The sequence below is a fragment of the Chromobacterium subtsugae genome, from assembly GCF_035919665.1.
In the GTDB taxonomy this organism is placed as follows: Bacteria; Pseudomonadota; Gammaproteobacteria; order Burkholderiales; family Chromobacteriaceae; genus Chromobacterium; species Chromobacterium subtsugae.
Map to the genome: position 1 here is coordinate 1,220,631 of NZ_CP142381.1, position 17,695 is coordinate 1,238,325.

A 17,695-nucleotide genomic window follows, 5' to 3' on the forward strand; every position below is an offset into this window, starting at 1 on the left:
GCTCCCTGCGTGCTTACAATGAAATATCGTTTATCTATTTTTGATAAATACTGCGCGCAAGCGGGGGCAAATGCAATCACTCTCCCAGGCCTATCGGCAACTGAACACATTGATTCTGGGCAAGCCGCAGGCGCTGAGGCTGGCTTTCGCCTGTTTGATCGCCCGCGGCCACCTGCTGATCGAGGATGTGCCAGGCGTCGGCAAGACCACGCTGGCGCACGGGCTGGCCACGGTGCTGGGCCTCGACTACCGCCGGGTGCAGTTCACCAGCGACCTGCTGCCGGCCGATATCCTGGGCGTCAGCATTTACCAGCGCGACAGCGGCCGCTTCGAACTGCACAAGGGGCCGGTGTTCACCCAGGTGCTGCTGGCCGACGAAATCAACCGCGCTTCGCCCAAGGTGCAGTCGGCGCTGCTGGAGGCGATGGAGGAGCGCCAGGCGTCGATAGACGGCGACACCCACGCGTTGCCGTCGCCGTTCTTCGTCATCGCCACCCAGAACCCGGGCGAGCAGATGGGCACCTTTCCGCTGCCCGAATCGCAGCTGGACCGTTTCCTGATGCGCATTTCGCTGGGTTACCCGCCGCGGGAGGCCGAGCGCGCGCTGCTGATGGGCGAGGACAGGCGCAGCCTGCTGGAACGCTTCCAGGCGGTGATGAAGCCCGACGAATTGCTGGCGCTGCAGCGCAAGGCCGCGGCGGTGGTAGTGAGTCCGGCGCTGGCGGAGTATCTGCTGGCGCTGTTGGAGGCCACGCGGCAGTCCGGCGTGTTCGCCACCGGACTCAGCCCGCGCGCCGGCCAGGCGCTGGCGGCCGCCGCGCGCGGCTGGGCGCTGCTGGCGGGGCGCGACCATCTGCTGCCGGAAGACGTGAAGGCGGTGTTCCTGCCGGTGGCGGCGCATCGGCTGCAGGCCGCGGCCGGCGGCGTGGAGCGGGAACTGGAGCGGCTGCTGACCCATGTCGCCATTCCGTGAGCGCCTGCGGCGCTGGCTGCTGGCCAGGCTGCCGCTGGAGGAGCGCTGCGAGCTGTCCCAGCGCCGCATCTACCTGCTGCCCACACGCTTCGGCCTGCTGCTGCTGGCGGTGGCGCTGGCGGTGTGGGTGGGGGCGCTCAACTACCAGGTAAGCCTCGCTTACGCGCTGGCGTTCTGGATCGTCAGCCTGGTGTTGGTGGCGGTGCTGATGGCTTACCGCCAGCTGTCCGGCCTGAGGCTGCGGGCGGAGCCGGGCGCCGCGGTGTTCGCCGGCGACGCCGCCCGCTTCCGCCTGTTGCTGGACAACCCGTCGCCGCTGCAGCGGCAATTGCATGCCTATGTGCAGCAGCCTGGCGCGCCAAGGCTGTCTTGCACGCTGGATGCGATGGCGAGCGGCTGCGTGGAGCTGGAGCTGCGCGCCGGCAGCCGCGGCTGGCTGGCGCTGCCGGCCTGCGTGGTGGCGAGCGAGGCGCCTTTCGGCCTGATCCGCGCCTGGGCGGTGCTGCGGCTGCAGTCGCGGCTGCTGGTGTATCCGGCGCCGCTGCCGGACACGGCGCGCGGCGTCAGCGAAGGAGAGGGCGGGGAAGGCAGGGAAAGCCTGCCCGACGGCGACGATTTCTCCCATCTGGACGCATACCGCCATGGCGACACGCCGCGCCGGATCGCCTGGAAAGTGCTGGCCCAGCGGGATGTGCTGGCCAGCAAGCGCTTCGCCGGCGAGGGCGGGGGCGAATTGATGCTGCTGCGATGGAGCGATTACGCTCTGGAGCCCGATGCCGAGCGGCGCTTGTCGCGGCTTGCCTGGCGGGTGGAGCGCTGCGAGCGCCGCTGCCAGCCTTACCGGCTGTGCCTGCCAGGCGGCGAGATCGGTCCGCAGCCGCGCCAGCGCGAGCAGGCGCTGAGCGCGCTGGCGCTGTATGGAGAGCGGCCATGACGCCGGAGGCCGCGGGCGAACGCCGCTGGCCGGCGCTGCTGGCGCTGGCTTGGTGCGCGCTGCCGCTGGCCTGGCATTTGCCGCCGTGGCTGCTGGCGCTATTCTGGCTGGCGCTGGCCGGCCGGGCCTGGCTGGAGGCGGCAGGACGCGGCTTGCCGTCGCGTTGGCTGTTGCTGCCGGTTCTGCTGGCCGCTGTCGCGGTGTTGTGGCTTAGCCTGCGCACGCTGGTGGGGCGGGAGGGGGGCGTTGCCCTGCTGGCCTTGCTGATCGCGTTCAAGGCTTTCGAAACCGCTACCCTGCGCGACTGGCGGGTGCTGCTGGCGCTGGGCTTCTTCCTGGCGGCGATGCCGCTGTTGTTCGACCAGTCGCCGCTGATGGCTGGCTGGCTGGTGGCCTGCCTGTTGCTGCTGACCTGGGCCACCGCGGCGCTGGCCGGCCAATTGCCGCGCGGCAGCTGGCGCAGCGCCGCGCAGGCGCTGCTGTTGTCGCTGCCGATGATGCTGGTGCTGTTTGTGGTGATGCCCAGGCTGCCAGAGCCGCTGTGGAGCATGCCGGGCCAGGAGGGCGCGGCCGCCAGCGGCTTGGGCGACAGCATGGCGCCCGGCAGCATCAGCCAGCTCATCCTCAATCGCGAGCCGGCGTTTTCGGCGGTGTTCGCCGGCGCCGCGCCGCCGCAGGACCAGCTGTATTGGCGGGTGATGCTGCTGGATGATTTCGACGGCCGGCGCTGGCTGAATGTCGGCGGCGAGCGCGGCGAATCCTTGCCGCCAGCGCTGGGCCGCCGGGTGGCGTACAGTCTGACGCTGAAACCGGACCGGGGCCGGCTGCCGGCGCTTGATCTGCCGCAGCAGGCCGGCGGCGACAGTCATCTGGAGGCCGGCGGGCTGTTGCGCCAGGACGAGAAACGGGACGAGTTGGCCCGCTACGCGCTGGCCAGCAGCCTGGGAGGGCGTTATCCGGCTGCCTTGTCGGCCGCCAGCCAGGCGTTCTACCGGCGCTTGCCGCCGGGCAATCCGCGCAGCCGGGCATTGGCGCAGCGGCTGGCGCGCCAGGCCGGCGGCGAGCGGGCTTTCGCCGGCGAGGCGCTGCAATATCTGCGGCTGGGCGGCTTCCGTTACACCTTGCGGCCGCCGCTGTTGGGAGAGCAGGCGGTGGACCAGTTCCTGTTCGATACCCGGCGAGGTTTTTGCGAGCACTATGCCTCGGCGTTCGCCTTTCTCGCCCGCGCGGCCGGCATCCCGGCCCGGGTGGTGGTCGGTTATCAGGGGGGCGAATACAACCCGGTGGGGCGCTTCTGGCAGGTGCGTTCGTCCGACGCCCACGCCTGGGTGGAAATCTGGCTGTCAGATACTGGCGAATGGCAGCGGGTGGATCCCACCGCCGCGGTGTCGCCGGCGCGGGTGGAGCAGGCCGCGGAGCAGGCGCTGCCCGGGCTGAGCGGCGGAGCGGGAGTTTCGGCCATCTTGCCGCCGGGCTGGCTGCGCAGCTGGCGCCTGCAATGGACGGCTGTCAATTTCGCCTGGCAGCAGTGGGTGGTGGGTTACGACGCCAGCCGGCAGCAGGGGCTGTTCCAGCGCTTGGGCCTGGGCGCGCGGGTGGATGCCGGCAGCGTGGCGCGCGGGGTGTCCGCGGGCATGCTGCTGGCGACGCTGCCCTTGCTGCTGTGGTGGCGCAGGCGTCCGGCGCAGGCGCCGATGGCGGAGGGCTGGCGTCTGATACGGGCTGGGTTGGCGCGGCGGCAAATTCCGACCACGGCCGCGCAGGGACCGTTGGAGGTGCTGAAGGCGGCGCGGGGACTGCCGCTGGACGATTACCGCGGGCTGAAGCGGCTGGTCGACGACTACATGGCGCTGCGCTATCGCCGCAGCGAGCCGGATGCGGCGGAGGAGCGGCGCTGGCTGCGGCGGGCGCGGCGCTGGAAATGACAAAGCCCGGCAGGGCCGGGCTTAAGCGGATGGAGCGGGTGCGGCTCAGAGCAGGAAGTCGCGCGAGATGCCCTTGCGGCGCAGGATGCGGCGCAGTTGCTCCAGGCCTTCGATCTGGATTTGCCGGACGCGCTCGCGGGTCAGGCTGAGCGAGGCGGCCAGTTCCTCCAGCGTGCAGATCTCGTAGCCGTTGAGCCCGTAGCGCCGCTCTATCACCAGCCGCTGTTTCTCGTTGAGCTGGCTCAGCCAGTCGTGGACGAACATTTCCAGCTGGTTGTTGTGCAGCTGCAGCTCCGGCTCTTCGTGCTGCTCGTCCGGGATGGATTCGCCGATCGACAGCATCGGATCGATGTCCAGCGGCGCGTCCAGCGAAGCCATGCGCTCGTTGAGGTTCATCACCTTGCGCACATCCTCCACCGGCTTGCCGACCAGGTGGGCGATCTCCTCTATGCTGGGCTCGCGGCCGATCTGGCTTTCCAGATGGCGCGAGGCGCGCAGATAGACGTTCAGCTCCTTGATCACGTGCACCGGCAGGCGGATGGTGCGCGACTGGTTCATGATCGCGCGTTCGATGCTCTGGCGTATCCACCAGGTGGCGTAGGTGGAGAAGCGGAAGCCGCGCTCGGGGTCGAATTTCTCCAGCGCGTGCATCAGGCCGATATTGCCTTCCTCGATCAGGTCGAGCAGGGCCAGCCCGCGGTTGATGTAATGCTTGGCGATGTTCACCACCAGCCGCAGGTTGTGCTCGATCATCTTCTGTCGGGCTTCGAATTCGCCGGCCACCACCCTGCGCGCCAGCGCCAGTTCTTCCTGCGGGGTCAGCAGCGCGTTGTTGCCGATGTCGTTCAGATAAATCTGGGTGACGTCGGCGACCACGTCTTCGAAGACCGCGGTGCTTTCCGCGGCTTCTTCCGCTTCGGTTTCGGCGGCGGCTTCCTCGCCGCCTTCCTCGTCGAGAAGTTCGTTCTCGTCCAGGATATCCATTTCGTTGCTCATCTCTCTACCCCCGTCGCTGTCTTGTCCCGACGGGGGCGGAGCCTACCCGTTCAGGACTTGTGTTCAAGGTACTGCATCGGGTCCACCGGCTTGCCGAAACGGCGGATCTCGAAGTGCAGCTTGACTTGGTCGGCATCGGAATTGCCCATTTCGGCAATCTTCTGCCCTTTCTTGACAGACTGTCCTTCCTTTACCAGCAGCTGGCTGTTATGCGCATACGCTGACAGGAAGGTCTTATTGTGTTTGATGATGATCAGCTTGCCATAGCCGCGAAGCCCGGCGCCGCTGTACACCACCTTGCCATCACCTGCGGCGAGCACCGGCTGGCCCATGCGGCCGGCGATTTCCACGCCTTTATTGCTGTCCGAGTAGCCTTTCGACACCTTGCCCTCGGTAGGCCACGCCCAAGCCACCGCGTCTTCGTCGGCCTTGGCGGCCGGCGCGCTGGCGTCCTTGGCGGGAGCCGGCGCGATGACCGCCGCGCTGGCTTCCGGCTTTTTGCCGGGCGCCGGCGCCGCGGCGGAGCCGGACGCCTGAGCGTTGTTCTTGCCGACCTGGCGTCCCTCGCTCTGAGCCGCCAGTTCTTTCGCCGCGTCGCTGCCGTATGGCAGCTTCAAGGCTTTGGGATAGGCCTTGACCGCGCCTGCGCCGGCAGCGGACTGCCCGGCGGCCGGACTCGTCGCGACCGTGACCGGCGCCGTGCCGGCTGCGGAGCTTGGCATCGAGCCGCCCGGCGGCGTCAGCCGCAGCACCTGGCCGACCTTGATGCCGGTGTCCGGCAGATTGTTCCAGGCGGCCACGTCCTTGTACTTCAAGCCATGGTTCAGCGATATGCGGAACAGGTTGTCGCCGGGTTTCACCACATAAGTCTGCTCGCCGGCGGCTGCCGCGCCGCTGTCCACCGGCTGCACGGCCAGGCTGCCCTGGTCCCGGTACGGGGTGGCGACAGTATTGCCCGTCGTCGCGGCCGGAACCGCCGGCGCGGTTTGCGCCGGTTTGCTCTGGCCCACTGGGGCGGGCGCGGCGCTTTCCACCGGCGCGGCCTGTTGCACCATGCTGCTGCAACCGGCCAATCCGGCCCCCAGCGCGGCAACTAATATATACGCATACCTGCAATGCATTTTTAGCATGTTTTTTTTGTTGAAACGTTGAATAAGAGTTTTGCTTGATTGTCTGACAGCGATAGTGTTGCGTTTTTGCAGTTTCAACTACGCCCATTCAGCAGCGGAACGAATTTCACCGGGTCGAGCTTGGTTTTCTGCACGCCCTGCGAGGTTTTTTCCAGCAGCCACAAATGCTGCTCGGTTTCGCCCAGCGGCAGCACCATCCGGCCGCCTTCGGCCAGTTGGTCGACCAGCGCGCCGGGTATGCTCCGCGCCGCGGCCGCGACGATGATGCCGTCGAACGGCGCGGCTTCGGGCAGGCCGGCGTTGCCGTCGCCATGCACCAGGCGGGCGTTGACCAGCTTGGAGGCGCGAAGATTGCGTCTGGCTTGGTCAAGAATCGCGGCCAGTCGTTCCATCGAATACACCTCGGCGCCGGTTTTCAGCAGCACCGCGGCCTGGTAGCCGCAACCGGTGCCGATTTCCAGGATTTTCCCCGGCTGGCGACCCTGCAGCAGCAACTCCGTCATCCTGGCCACGGTCAGCGGCTGGGAGATGGTCTGGCCATGGCCGATGGGCAGCGACACGTCGTCGTAGGCGCGGGTGGCCAGAGCCTGGTCGACGAACAGGTGGCGCGGCACCTCGTGCATGGCCTTGAGTACTCTTTCGTCGCTGATGCCATTCTGGCGCAGGCGGTCGGTCATGCGCCGGCGGGTGCGCTCGGAAAGCATGCCGTATGCCTGGCCGTTCTGTGTCAGCGGTGAAGCCATGTGGAAATCCTGTCCAGTTGCCCGAAGGCGGTCAAATCGAGCATCAGCGGGGTGATCGAAGCCTGGGAGGCCGCGACGCAGCCGAAATCGGTGCCCGCGGCGGCATCCTGCACCGCGCCCACCGGTCCCACCCAGTATATCGTCTCTCCGCGCGGATTCTGAGATTTGATTGCCGGCTGCGCGGCATGGCGGCGGCCCAGACGCGTCACGGACAAGGGGCCCAACGCGTCCTCCGGCACATCCGGCACATTGACGTTGAGCAGCACCGGTTGCTGGAAGGGCTGTTCCAGGCAGCGCTCCACCAGTTGCGCCACCACTTTGCCGGCGGTGGAAAAATGCCGGCCGCTATAGCCGGCCAGCGAGACGGCGATGGAGGGAATGCCCAGCATGAAGCCTTCGGTGGCGGCGGCGACGGTGCCGGAGTACAGCGTGTCGTCGCCCATATTGGGGCCGTTGTTGATGCCGCTGAACACCATGTCCGGCTTGAAGTCGAGCATGCCGGTCACGGCCAGGTGGACGCAGTCGGTGGGGGTGCCATTGACGTAGTGGAAGCCGTTGGCGGCGGTGCGGACGGTCAGCGGCCGGTCCAGCGTCAGCGAGTTGCTGGCGCCGCTGCGGTCGCGCTCGGGGGCCACCACCACCACTTCGCCGTAACGCGAGAGCGTGGCGGCCAGCATGGCCAGGCCGGGAGCGGAATAACCGTCATCGTTGCTGAGCAGAAACTTCATACTGTCTTTCCGTTGATATCGCATGATTGTAGCGCCGCCGGGATGACAGCGAATAGGGCCGCCGCGGCGTCGGGCCGTAAAAAAGCCCGCTGCGCGCGGGCTTCTTGGCCTGTGTCAGGCGTAGTAGCGCTGGCTGAATTCCAGCATGCGCTCGATGGGCACCCGGGCGGCGTCCATCTGCGCCGGCGTCAGATAGTCGATCTCCAGACCCTGGCCCTGCTGCGCGCGCTTGACCGCCTCGATGGTGTTCATCTTCATGTACGGACAGGAGTTGCACTGGCAGCCGGCGTAGATCGGCGCCTGGCGCAGGTCGAGGTCGGGGCGGGCCAGGCCCATGTTGTACAGGATGCCGTCTTCGGTGGCGACGAAGATCACCGCCTTGGCGTCGCCCTGGTAGGCCTTCACCCAGTTGAGCATGCCGGAGGTGGAGCCGACGTAGTCGGCTTTCTTCAGCACCGGCAGCGGGCTTTCCGGGTGGGCGATCAGGTATTTCTCGCCGGGCACGGCCTCGAAGGCCTCGTTCAGCGCGGCTTCGTTGAACTTGTCGTGGACCTCGCACACCGCCGACCACAGCGGCATGTCGTAGCCGTACTGGTCGTTCAGGTAGCCGCCCATGTTGCGGTCGGGCGAGAAGATGACTTTCTTACCTTCGGCGTACAGGTGGGCGATGATGTCGTCGACGTTGCGGCTGGTGACGATCCAGTCGGACACGGCTTTGTGTTCGGCGCTGGAGTTGATGTAGGACACGTGGACGTGGTCCGGGTAGCGCTTGCGCCACTGCGTCAGCTCCGCCACGTCGGTCTGGGTGACCAGCGAGCAGGTGGAGCCGGCGTCCGGCAGGATCACCGTGGCTTGCGGATTCAGGATCTTGGCGGTTTCGGCCATGAAGCGCACGCCGGCGAACACGATGATGTCGGCTTGGGCTTCCTTGGCGTACAACGATAATTCCAGGCTGTCTCCCACCTTGTCCGCCATCTGCTGGATTTCGGGCTGGGTGTAATAATGAGCGAGGGTGACGACGCGTTTCGTCATGGTTGAGTCGGCTCCTGCCTGACCGGGCGCGCGGGCCGCGGCGGCTGAATGGTGCAACGCAACAAGGTTTGTTGCGGAATAGTAAAGATTAGCAATATTGTAAAGTCTGCGCTACTGGCTGGGCGCGGCGGCGGGGAAAATCGTCGCTGCCTGTGACATGAAATGCATTTGTCCGCCGCTTGCCCAAAGTCAATATGACGAAAAGATTTAGCCCGCATGATCAAGGCCGGCCGCGCTGCCGCGCCGCGCGGGCCCGGGATCGCGTAAGCTGGCGCTCGGAGCGGCTGCCCGAGCGCGCCGGCGCCGATAGACATTGTTTCCGAGGATGAACGCGCATGAGGCCACATTATCTGACCCCGCTGTTTTCTCCGCGCACCGTGGCCGTGGTGGGCGCCAGCGACCGTCCCGGCTCGATCGGCCAGGCGGTGTTCGCCAATCTGCTGGCCAGTTCCTTCCAGGGCAAGCTGTTTCCGGTCAACCTCAATCATAAGGTGGTGGGGGGCATTCCGGCGGTGGCTTCGGTGCGGCAGATAGACGAGCCGGTGGAGCTGGCGGTGGTGGTGACCGCCATCCGCTCCTTGCCCGCCATCGTCAAGGACTGCGGCAAGAAGGGCGTCAAGGCGGTGCTGCTGGCCAAGGAGTTTTCCGACAGCGAGCAGCTGGAGCAGGAGCTGATCAACGAGGCGCTGTCCATCGCCCGCCATTTCGGCATCCGCATCCTGGGGCCGAATGTGCTGGGCCTGATGCGGCCGGTGGCGGGTTTCAACGCCAGCAATTACAGCGGCAAGGTGCGGCCGGGCAATCTGGCGCTGGTGTCGGAGTCGTCGGCGCTGTGCGCGGCGATGCTGGACTGGGCCGATAGCAAGGAAATCGGCTTTTCCAGCGTGATTTCGCTGGGCGGCGCGCTGGATGTCGGTTTCGGCGAAATTCTCGATTACCTGGTGGCCGACAACGCCACCCAGGGGATTTTGTTGCATGTGCACCACATTCACGACGCGCGCCGCTTCATGTCGGCGCTGCGCGCCGCCGCCCGCACCAAACCGGTGGTGGTGATCAAGTCGGGCCGCTTCGAGAGCGATGCCCGCGGCCTGACTCATTCCAGCAATCTGGTGGCCAGCGGCGAAGTCTTCGACGCGGCGCTGGCCCGCGCCGGCGTGCTCAGGGTGTCGTCGATCGCCCAGCTGTTCACCGCCGCCAAGGTGCTGGCCGCCAATTACCGCGTCGGCGGCAAGCGGCTGGCCATCGTCACCAACGGCTTCGGCCCCGGCATGCTGGCGGCCGACAGCGCCGTCGATTACGGCGTGGAGCTGGCGAAGCTGGGCGAGGGCACCGTCAAGCTGCTGGACAGCGTGCTGCCGCGCAACTGGTCGCGCGGCAATCCGCTGGACATCATCGGCGACGCCAGCCCGATGCGTTTTCGCACCGCGGTCAAGGCCTGCGTCGACGACTCCGGCGTCGACGGCGTGATGGTGATCTTCACGCCGCAGGCCGGCACCGACCACCTGACCACCGCGCAGCTGATGATAGGCCTGCAGCGCGAGACCACCAAGCCGCTGTTCCTGTCCTGGCTGGGCGACGCCAAGGTGTCGGAAAGCCGCGAACTGTTCTCCAAGGCCAAGTGCGCGCATTTTCGCGCGCCGGAATACGGCATCGAGGTGTTCCGCCACCTGGCGGCCTACCAGCACAACCAGCAGTTGCTGCTGCAGACGCCGGGGCCGCTGGAGGGCAAGCGCTCCGGACCGGACGCGGCGGCGGCGCGCAAGGTGATAGACAGAGCGCTGGCCGAAGGCCGCAACATCCTGTCCGAGCGCGAATCCAAGCAGGTGCTGGCGGCCTTCCGCATCCCGGTCAATCCCACCACGCTGGCGCGCAACGCCGACGAGGCGGTGAAGCAGGCCGACAAGATAGGCTATCCGGTGGTGCTGAAGATCGATTCGCCGGACATCATCTATAAGTCCGACGTCGGCGGGGTGGAGCTCAACATCAGCAACGAGGCCACGCTGCGGGCGGCGTTCGACGCCATCCTGTCGCGGACCCGCCAGGCGCGGCCGGACGCGCGCATCGACGGCATCTCGGTGCAGCCGATGCGCAAGCGCCGCTTCGCCCGCGAAGTGATGGTGGGCGTGGCGCACGACATCGCCTTCGGCCCGGTGATCGCCTTCGGCGCCGGCGGCATCGCGGTGGAGGTGATGCGCGATCTGGCGTTGGCGCTGCCGCCGCTCAACGACTACCTGGTCGACAATATGGTGGCGCAGACTCGCATCGGCGAGCTGCTGGGGCCGTTCAAGAACCTGCCGCCGGTGGACCTGGACGAATTGCGCCACGTGCTGCTGCAGGTGTCGGAAATGGTGTGCGAGCTGCCGCAGCTGCGGGAAATGGACATCAACCCGCTGGTGGCCGACGAGAAAGGCGTGATCGCGCTGGATGCGCGCATCTTCGTCGAGCCGGCGCGCGCCGACCTCAAGCGCTACGGCCATATGGCCATCATGCCTTACCCTTCGCACATGGTGATCTGCGCCAAACTGTCCGACGGCACGCCGGTGATGATACGGCCGATCCGGCCGGAGGACGCCGACATGCAGCAGGCCTTCGTGCGCAATTTGTCGGAGGAAAGCCGCTACAACCGCTACCTGTCGAGCATCAAGCAGCTGTCGCAGAGCATGCTGGTCCGCTTCACCCAGCTGGATTACGACCGCGAGATGGCGCTGGCGATGACGCGCGACGACCAGGGTGCCGAGCAGATGCTGGCGGTGGCGCGCTTCATCACCGATCCGGACAACGAAGCCTGCGAGTTCGCGCTGGAAGTGGCCGACGACTGGCAGGGGCGCGGCATAGGCAATCTGTTGATGCAGGCCTTGTTCGACGCGGCGCGCGAGCAGGGGCTGAAGATCATGCGCGGCGAGGTGCTGGCGGGCAACAAGGGCATGCTGAAACTGATGCATAAACTGGGATTTAGCATCGAGGCCCACCCCGAAGACCGGGCGCTGAGCCTGGTGCTGAAGACGCTGCAATAGGCTGGCGGAACAGGGACTTGCATTAAGCGCTTGCAAGATAAGGGAAATCTGCCCTAAAATCGTGGGCTTTTCTATACACAGTTTTTTTCAAGGACAATCGACAATGGTAGTGATTCGTCTGGCACGCGGCGGCGCCAAGAACCGTCCGTTCTACAACATCGTGGTGACCGACTCCCGCAACCGTCGTGACGGTCGCTTCATCGAGCGCGTTGGCTTCTACAATCCGGTAGCCAACGAAAAGCAAGAGCGCGTTCGCTTCACCATGGACCGTCTGAACTACTGGGTTGGCGTCGGCGCTCAGCTGTCCGACTCCGTTGCCAAGCTGCTGAAAGAGCAGAAAGTCGTAGCCGCTTAATCCGGCTATCCGACATCAAGACGGAATTGGGCGCATGCGCGACGAAGATCTGGTGGTAATGGGCTTTGTGCGCGGCGCCTTCGGTATCAAGGGCTGGGTGAAAATCCACGCCGATACCGAACACGCTGACGGCCTGTTCGACTACCCAGTCTGGTGGCTGGGCAAGGACGGCAGCTGGAAGCCGCATGCATTTGAGAACGGCACCATCCAGCCCAAGGCGCTTGCCGCCAAGCTGGAAGGCGTCGAGGACCGCGACGGGGCGGAAGCCCTGCGCGGCATGCAGATCGCCGTGCCCCGCAGCGAACTGCCCGAGGCTGGCGAAGGCGAATACTACTGGAGCGATCTGATCGGTCTGGCGGTGGTCAATCAGCAGGGCGAAACGCTGGGCGCGGTGGACAGTCTGATGGAAACCGGCGCCAACGACGTGTTGGTGGTGAAGGGCGAGCACGGCCAAAGGCTGATCCCCTTCGTCGACCAGTACGTGCTGGAAGTGATGCCGGCCGAAGGCCGCATCCTGGTGGACTGGGGCCTGGACTACTGATGCAGATCGACGCGGTTACGCTGTTTCCGGAGATGTTCGACTCTATCGCCCGCTTTGGCGTCAGCCAGCGGGCGCTTGACTTGAATCTCTGGGGCTTCAAGGCTTGGAATCCGCGGGATTTCACCCACGACAATTATCGTCGGGTGGATGACCGGCCATATGGCGGCGGTCCGGGCATGGTGATGCAGATCGAGCCGCTGGAGCAGGCCATCGCTTCCGCCCGCAACCGCCAACAGGCGGCCGGCGTCGAACGCAGCCATGTGATCTACCTGTCGCCGCAAGGCGCTAGGCTCAGCCACGCCAAGGCGGTGGAGCTGTCGCAGCGGCCGGGATTGATCCTGCTGTGCGGACGCTACGAAGGCATAGACGAGCGCCTGATAGAAACCGCGGTCGACGAGGAAATCTCCATCGGCGACTACGTGCTGTCCGGCGGCGAGTTGCCGGCGATGGTGCTGACCGACGCGGTGGTGCGCTTGTTGCCTGGCGCGCTCAACGATGCGCAGTCGGCCTATGAAGACTCATTTGTGGACGGTCTTTTGGACTGCCCGCACTATACCCGACCCGAAGAGTATCGAGGCATGCGGGTGCCGGACGTGCTGTTGTCCGGTAATCATGCCCTGATCGCCAAATGGCGGCTCAAGCAGTCGCTGGGCAGGACGTGGAAGCGTCGGCCCGAGCTGCTGCAAGACCGCGTTTTGACAAAACAGGAATCTCGGCTGCTGGCGGAGTACCAGCAGGAACAAGATATCCGCAAAAAACCGGAGTAAAACATGGATCTGATCCAGAAACTCGAGCAAGAAGAAATCGCACGCCTGGGCAAAACCCTGCCGGAATTCGCTCCTGGCGATACCGTAGTGGTTCAAGTCAAGGTAAAGGAAGGCAACCGCGAGCGTCTGCAGGCTTACGAAGGCGTTGTCATCGCCAAGCGTAACCGCGGCCTGAACAGCGCGTTCACCGTGCGCAAGATGTCCGCCGGCGAAGGCGTTGAGCGTACCTTCCAGACCTACTCCCCGCTGGTGGCTTCCGTTGAAGTGAAGCGCCGCGGCGACGTGCGTCGCGCCAAGCTGTACTACCTGCGTGGTCGTACCGGCAAGTCCGCACGCATCAAGGAAAAGCTGCCGGCTCGCAAACAGGGCTAATCCTGTCGGCGACAGCCGTTATGATCAAAGCGCAAGGCTCGGCCTTGCGCTTTTTTTATTGGGAGACGGGGATGGAGTATCCGGTGGTGATCGCCGCGCCGTTCGGGCGCTTGGGCGTGCGCTGCGAAGACGGCGAATTGCGCGGGCTGCGCTTTCTGCCGGCCGGCGCGGTTTTGCGGCCGCCCGCGCCGGGCAGCCTGGAGGCTGAGGTGGAGCGGCAGCTGGACGCCTACTACGCCGACGCGGACCATGCGTTCAGCGTGCCGTGGCGGCTGCTTGGCACGCCGTACCAGCTGCGGGTGTGGCAGCAGATCGCGGCGATACCGCGCGGCGAGACCCGCCGCTATTTGGACCTGTCCCGCGATCTGGCGTCGTCGCCGCGCGCGGTCGGCGGGGCCTGCGGCCGCAATCCCATTCCCATCATCGTGCCTTGCCACCGGGTGGTGGCGAGCGCGGGGCTGGGCGGTTTCAACCAGTCCCGCGGCGACGAGACGCTGGACATCAAGCGATGGCTGTTGCGGCATGAACTCGGATAAGGACGGCATCGACGCTTTTCTCGACCAACTGTGGCTGAGCGACGGCCTGTCGCAGAACACGCTGGCGGCGTACCGGCGCGATCTGGCCAAATTGTCAGGCCGTTTGCAGGCAGCGGGCGCCACGCTGGCGCAGGCCGATGCCGAGCAGCTGCGGCAAGCGCTGCTGGCCGGCGTCGACAGCGAAAAGCCGGCGACGCGGGCGCGGCTGACATCGGCGCTGCGCCGCTATTACCAGCACTTGGCGCAAAGCGGGCAAAGGGCCGACGATCCCAGCGCCGGACTGGCCACGCCCAAACAGGGACTGCGGTTGCCCAAGTCGATGTCGGAGCAGGCGGTGGAGGCGCTGCTGCTGGCGCCGGACGTGGCGACGCCGCTGGGCCTGCGCGACCGGGCGATGCTGGAGGTGCTATACGCCAGCGGCCTGCGGGTGTCGGAGTTGGTGGGCATGACGCTGACCCAGCTGAACCTGCTGGACGGCGTGGTGAAAACGATGGGCAAGGGCAGCAAGGAGCGGCTGGTGCCGCTGGGCGAAATCGCCCAGGACTGGCTGCTGCGCTATATGCGCGAAGCGCGGCCGCTGCTGCTGGCCGGCCTGCCGTGCGACGCGGTGTTCGTCACCCAGCGCAAAGCCGGCATGACGCGGCAGATGGCCTGGCATTTGATTTCGCAATACGCCGCGCGCCAAGGGCTGGCCAAGGTCAGTCCGCACGTGCTGCGCCACGCCTTCGCCACCCACCTGGTCAACCATGGCGCCGACCTGCGGGTGGTGCAGTTGCTATTGGGCCATGCCGACATTTCGACTACCCAGATCTACACCCACGTCGCGCGCGAACGGTTAAAGCAGTTGCACGCGCGCCATCATCCGCGCGGCTAGCGCCATGAAAAACGCCCGCTTGCGCGGGCGTTCAGGCATCGTTTCCAGGCTTGCCGGACTCAGGCGGGCTCGGCGGCCAGCGCGGGCTGGTCGAACAGCAGCTCCACCTTGCCGTCCGCTTCGGTGACGGTCACTTCGCCGCCGCCGACCAGGCGGCCGAACAGCAGCTCGTCTGCCAGCGCCTTGCGCAGCGTGTCCTGGATCAGGCGCGCCATCGGCCGCGCGCCCATCAGCGGGTCGAAGCCGTTCTTGGCCAGGAAGCGGCGCAGCTCGTCGGTGAAGTGGATGTCGACGTGCTTCTCCGCCAGTTGCTGCTCCAGCTGCATCAGGAACTTGTCCACCACCTGCAGGATGATCTGCTCGTCCAGCACGCCGAACGGGATGATGGCGTCCAGGCGGTTGCGGAATTCCGGACTGAACATCCGCTTGATGTCGCCCATCTCGTCGCCGGCCACCTTGGTCTGGGTGAAGCCCAGCGCCGGTTTGGACAGCGACTCCGCGCCCGCGTTGGTGGTCATGATCAGCACCACGTTGCGGAAGTCCGCCTTGCGGCCGTTGTTGTCGGTCAGCGTGCCGTGGTCCATCACCTGCAGCAACACGTTGTAGATGTCCGGATGCGCTTTTTCGATCTCGTCCAGCAGCACCACCGCGTACGGATGCTTGTTGATGGCCTCGGTCAACTGGCCGCCCTGTTCGAAGCCGACATAGCCCGGCGGCGCGCCGATCAGCCGCGACACCGCGTGGCGCTCCATGTACTCGGACATGTCGAAGCGGATCAGCTCGACGCCGAGGATGTAGGCCAACTGGCGCGCCAGCTCGGTTTTGCCGACGCCGGTGGGGCCGGAGAACAGGAACGATCCGATCGGCTTTTGCGGATTGCCGAGGCCGGAGCGCGTCATCTTGATCGCGCTGGCCAGGCCTTCGATCGCCTTCTCCTGGCCGAACACCACGTTCTTCAGATCGCGCTCCAGGTTCTTCAGCACGTTCTTGTCGTCGCTGGAGACCGTCTTCGGCGGAATGCGGGCGATCTTGGCGACGATCTCTTCGATCTCCGACTTGTTGATCACCTTCTTCTGCCGCGATTTGGGGAGGATCTTCTGCGCGGCGCCGGCCTCGTCGATCACGTCGATGGCCTTGTCCGGCAGATGGCGGTCGTTGATGTAGCGGGCCGCCAGCTCGGCCGCGGTGGACAGCGCCGACTGCGTGTACTTGACGCCGTGGTGCGCCTCGAAGCGCGATTTCAGTCCCTTGAGGATTTCCACCGTCTGCTGCACGGTGGGCTCGGAGACGTCTATCTTCTGGAAGCGGCGCGACAGCGCGTTGTCCTTCTCGAAGATGCCGCGGTACTCGTTGTAGGTGGTCGCCCCTATGCAGCGCAGGCTGCCGTTGGACAGGGCGGGCTTGAGCAGGTTGGAGGCGTCCAGCGTGCCGCCGGAAGCCGCGCCGGCGCCGATCAGCGTGTGGATCTCGTCGATGAACAGGATCGCGTTGCTGTCGTCGGTCAGCTGCTTGATCACCGCCTTCAGCCGCTGCTCGAAATCGCCGCGATACTTGGTGCCGGCCAAGAGCGCGCCCATGTCCAGCGCGTAGACGGTCGACTTGGCCAGGATTTCCGGCACTTCGCCGCCGACGATGCGCCGCGCCAGCCCTTCGGCGATGGCGGTCTTGCCGACACCGGCCTCGCCGACCAGCAGCGGGTTGTTCTTGCGGCGGCGGCAAAGGATCTGCACCGTGCGCTCCAGTTCGTGCTCGCGGCCGATCAATGGGTCGATCTTGCCGTCGCGCGCCATCTGGTTGAGGTTCTGGGTGTAATTCTCCAGCGCCCCGCCCGGACCGGTGCTCTGCTCTTCGTTCTCGACATCGTTGCCGCTGTTGTCGCGCGGTTCCTGCGGCGGCTGCTGCGACCGCTGCTTGGTGATGCCGTGCGAGATGAAGTTGACGACGTCCAGCCGCGAAATGCCTTGCTGGTGCAGGTAGTAGACCGCGTGCGAATCCTTTTCGCCGAAGATGGCGACCAGGATGTTGGCGCCCGACACTTCCTTCTTGCCGGACGATTGCACGTGCAGGATCGCGCGCTGGATCACGCGTTGGAATCCCAGCGTCGGTTGGGTCTCGACCTCGGTTTCGCCGGGCACGGTGGGCGTGTGCTCGTCGATGAAGTCGGATAGTTGCTTCTTCAGTTGGTCGATATTGGCGCCGCAAGCTCGCAAAACTTCTGCGGCCGACGGGTTGTCGGTCATCGCGAGCAGCAGATGCTCCACGCTGATGAACTCGTGGCGCTTGCGCCGTGCGTCCATGAACGCCATGTGCAGGCTTACTTCAAGCTCCTGGGCAATCATCAGTTTTCCTCCATTACGCACTGAAGCGGATGCTGATGCGCTTTCGCATATTGCAACACCTGCTCGACCTTCGTTGCAGCCACGTCTTTGGTATAAACGCCACACACGCCGTGACCTTGCGTGTGGACTTGCAGCATGATGTGTGTGGCTTTCTCGCGGTTCATGTGGAAGAACTGCTGGAGAACCTGCACCACGAAGTCCATCGGGGTAAAATCATCGTTCAATAACAACACCTTATACATCGGGGGCGGGTTTTCCCTAACCCGTGACGCCTCAAGCTGGGCATCGTCTTTGACCGAGGTGGACATGTCGACTTTCATGGAAACGGTGCCTTACTTCAATTTTGGTTCCCTCTGACTTTTTTTCAAGGGGGGACTCAAGCCGGCAATCACTTGACGGCACTGCCCGGGTTGCGTAGAAATGCAGCTGGTGCTTG

At 65.5% G+C, this 17,695-nt stretch carries 17 protein-coding genes; 10 read left to right on the plus strand and 7 right to left on the minus strand.

Annotated features, from left to right (window positions below; all coding sequences use genetic code 11):
- Positions 1-70 precede the first annotated feature (70 nt).
- From U6115_RS05970 to U6115_RS05980, 3 genes are read left to right on the plus strand one after another with little or no spacing between them, the layout of a single operon-like run.
- A complete protein-coding gene (locus tag U6115_RS05970) occupies positions 71-973 on the plus strand; it encodes an AAA family ATPase (RefSeq protein WP_043576556.1) in 903 nt (300 codons plus the stop codon).
- A complete protein-coding gene (locus U6115_RS05975) occupies positions 957-1,907 on the plus strand; it encodes a DUF58 domain-containing protein (RefSeq protein ID WP_043576554.1) in 951 nt (316 codons plus the stop codon). Before U6115_RS05970 ends, U6115_RS05975 begins: the two co-directional genes overlap by 17 nt.
- On the plus strand, positions 1,904-3,832 hold the full coding sequence (locus U6115_RS05980; RefSeq protein ID WP_043576552.1) for a transglutaminase family protein: 1,929 nt from the start codon (positions 1,904-1,906) through the stop codon (positions 3,830-3,832). Before U6115_RS05975 ends, U6115_RS05980 begins: the two co-directional genes overlap by 4 nt.
- Before the next feature lie 45 nt (positions 3,833-3,877).
- Here the strand turns inward: U6115_RS05980 and rpoS are convergent, their stop codons facing one another.
- The 5 genes from rpoS to nadA all read right to left on the minus strand — a co-directional run bounded on the left by rpoS (position 3,878) and on the right by nadA (position 8,461).
- Positions 3,878-4,828 carry an RNA polymerase sigma factor RpoS gene (gene rpoS, locus U6115_RS05985; protein ID WP_043576550.1) on the minus strand — a complete coding sequence of 317 codons (951 nt, stop codon included), beginning with the start codon at positions 4,826-4,828 and terminating at the stop codon, positions 3,878-3,880.
- Positions 4,829-4,878: 50 nt separating this feature from the next.
- Positions 4,879-6,036 (minus strand): peptidoglycan DD-metalloendopeptidase family protein, encoded by a 1,158-nt coding sequence (locus tag U6115_RS05990; protein ID WP_326912748.1) that lies wholly within the window; start codon positions 6,034-6,036, stop codon positions 4,879-4,881.
- Positions 6,033-6,701, minus strand: a complete 669-nt coding sequence (locus tag U6115_RS05995) for a protein-L-isoaspartate(D-aspartate) O-methyltransferase (RefSeq protein WP_043576548.1) — start codon at positions 6,699-6,701, stop codon at positions 6,033-6,035. Before U6115_RS05995 ends, U6115_RS05990 begins: the two co-directional genes overlap by 4 nt.
- Positions 6,686-7,429 (minus strand): 5'/3'-nucleotidase SurE, encoded by a 744-nt coding sequence (gene surE / locus U6115_RS06000; protein WP_043576546.1) that lies wholly within the window; start codon positions 7,427-7,429, stop codon positions 6,686-6,688. The genes U6115_RS05995 and surE overlap by 16 nt, the downstream gene beginning before the upstream one ends.
- A gap of 114 nt (positions 7,430-7,543) precedes the next feature.
- Entirely contained in the window at positions 7,544-8,461 is a 918-nt protein-coding gene (gene nadA / locus U6115_RS06005; RefSeq protein WP_043576544.1) for a quinolinate synthase NadA, read from the minus strand.
- Positions 8,462-8,796: 335 nt separating this feature from the next.
- Here nadA and U6115_RS06010 point away from each other — a divergent pair, with 335 nt between their 5' ends.
- From U6115_RS06010 to xerD, 7 genes are all read left to right on the plus strand, one after another.
- Entirely contained in the window at positions 8,797-11,475 is a 2,679-nt protein-coding gene (locus tag U6115_RS06010; protein WP_043576542.1) for a bifunctional acetate--CoA ligase family protein/GNAT family N-acetyltransferase, read from the plus strand.
- A gap of 103 nt (positions 11,476-11,578) precedes the next feature.
- The gene (gene rpsP / locus U6115_RS06015) at positions 11,579-11,830 is read left to right on the plus strand and encodes a 30S ribosomal protein S16 (protein WP_011137222.1); all 252 of its coding nucleotides are present in this window, start codon (positions 11,579-11,581) and stop codon (positions 11,828-11,830) included.
- A 34-nt stretch (positions 11,831-11,864) separates the two neighbouring features.
- Positions 11,865-12,371 (plus strand): ribosome maturation factor RimM, encoded by a 507-nt coding sequence (gene rimM, locus U6115_RS06020; RefSeq protein ID WP_043576540.1) that lies wholly within the window; start codon positions 11,865-11,867, stop codon positions 12,369-12,371.
- On the plus strand, positions 12,371-13,138 hold the full coding sequence (gene trmD, locus U6115_RS06025; RefSeq protein WP_043576538.1) for a tRNA (guanosine(37)-N1)-methyltransferase TrmD: 768 nt from the start codon (positions 12,371-12,373) through the stop codon (positions 13,136-13,138). Before rimM ends, trmD begins: the two co-directional genes overlap by 1 nt.
- A gap of 3 nt (positions 13,139-13,141) precedes the next feature.
- The gene (rplS, locus tag U6115_RS06030; RefSeq protein ID WP_011137219.1) at positions 13,142-13,510 is read left to right on the plus strand and encodes a 50S ribosomal protein L19; all 369 of its coding nucleotides are present in this window, start codon (positions 13,142-13,144) and stop codon (positions 13,508-13,510) included.
- A 71-nt stretch (positions 13,511-13,581) separates the two neighbouring features.
- Positions 13,582-14,046 carry a methylated-DNA--[protein]-cysteine S-methyltransferase gene (locus U6115_RS06035; protein ID WP_043576740.1) on the plus strand — a complete coding sequence of 155 codons (465 nt, stop codon included), beginning with the start codon at positions 13,582-13,584 and terminating at the stop codon, positions 14,044-14,046.
- Positions 14,033-14,920, plus strand: coding sequence for a site-specific tyrosine recombinase XerD (xerD, locus tag U6115_RS06040; RefSeq protein ID WP_043576535.1), 888 nt, complete (start codon positions 14,033-14,035; stop codon positions 14,918-14,920). The genes U6115_RS06035 and xerD overlap by 14 nt, the downstream gene beginning before the upstream one ends.
- 59 nt (positions 14,921-14,979) lie before the next feature.
- On the opposite strand, the gene clpA is transcribed toward xerD, so the two are convergent.
- Both clpA and clpS read right to left on the minus strand, forming a co-directional pair.
- Positions 14,980-17,259: an ATP-dependent Clp protease ATP-binding subunit ClpA gene (gene clpA / locus U6115_RS06045; protein ID WP_043576533.1), complete on the minus strand. Its 2,280-nt coding sequence runs from the start codon at positions 17,257-17,259 to the stop codon at positions 14,980-14,982.
- Positions 17,259-17,579 carry an ATP-dependent Clp protease adapter ClpS gene (gene clpS, locus U6115_RS06050; RefSeq protein WP_011137215.1) on the minus strand — a complete coding sequence of 107 codons (321 nt, stop codon included), beginning with the start codon at positions 17,577-17,579 and terminating at the stop codon, positions 17,259-17,261. The genes clpA and clpS overlap by 1 nt, the downstream gene beginning before the upstream one ends.
- Between the last annotated feature and the right edge of the window lie 116 nt (positions 17,580-17,695).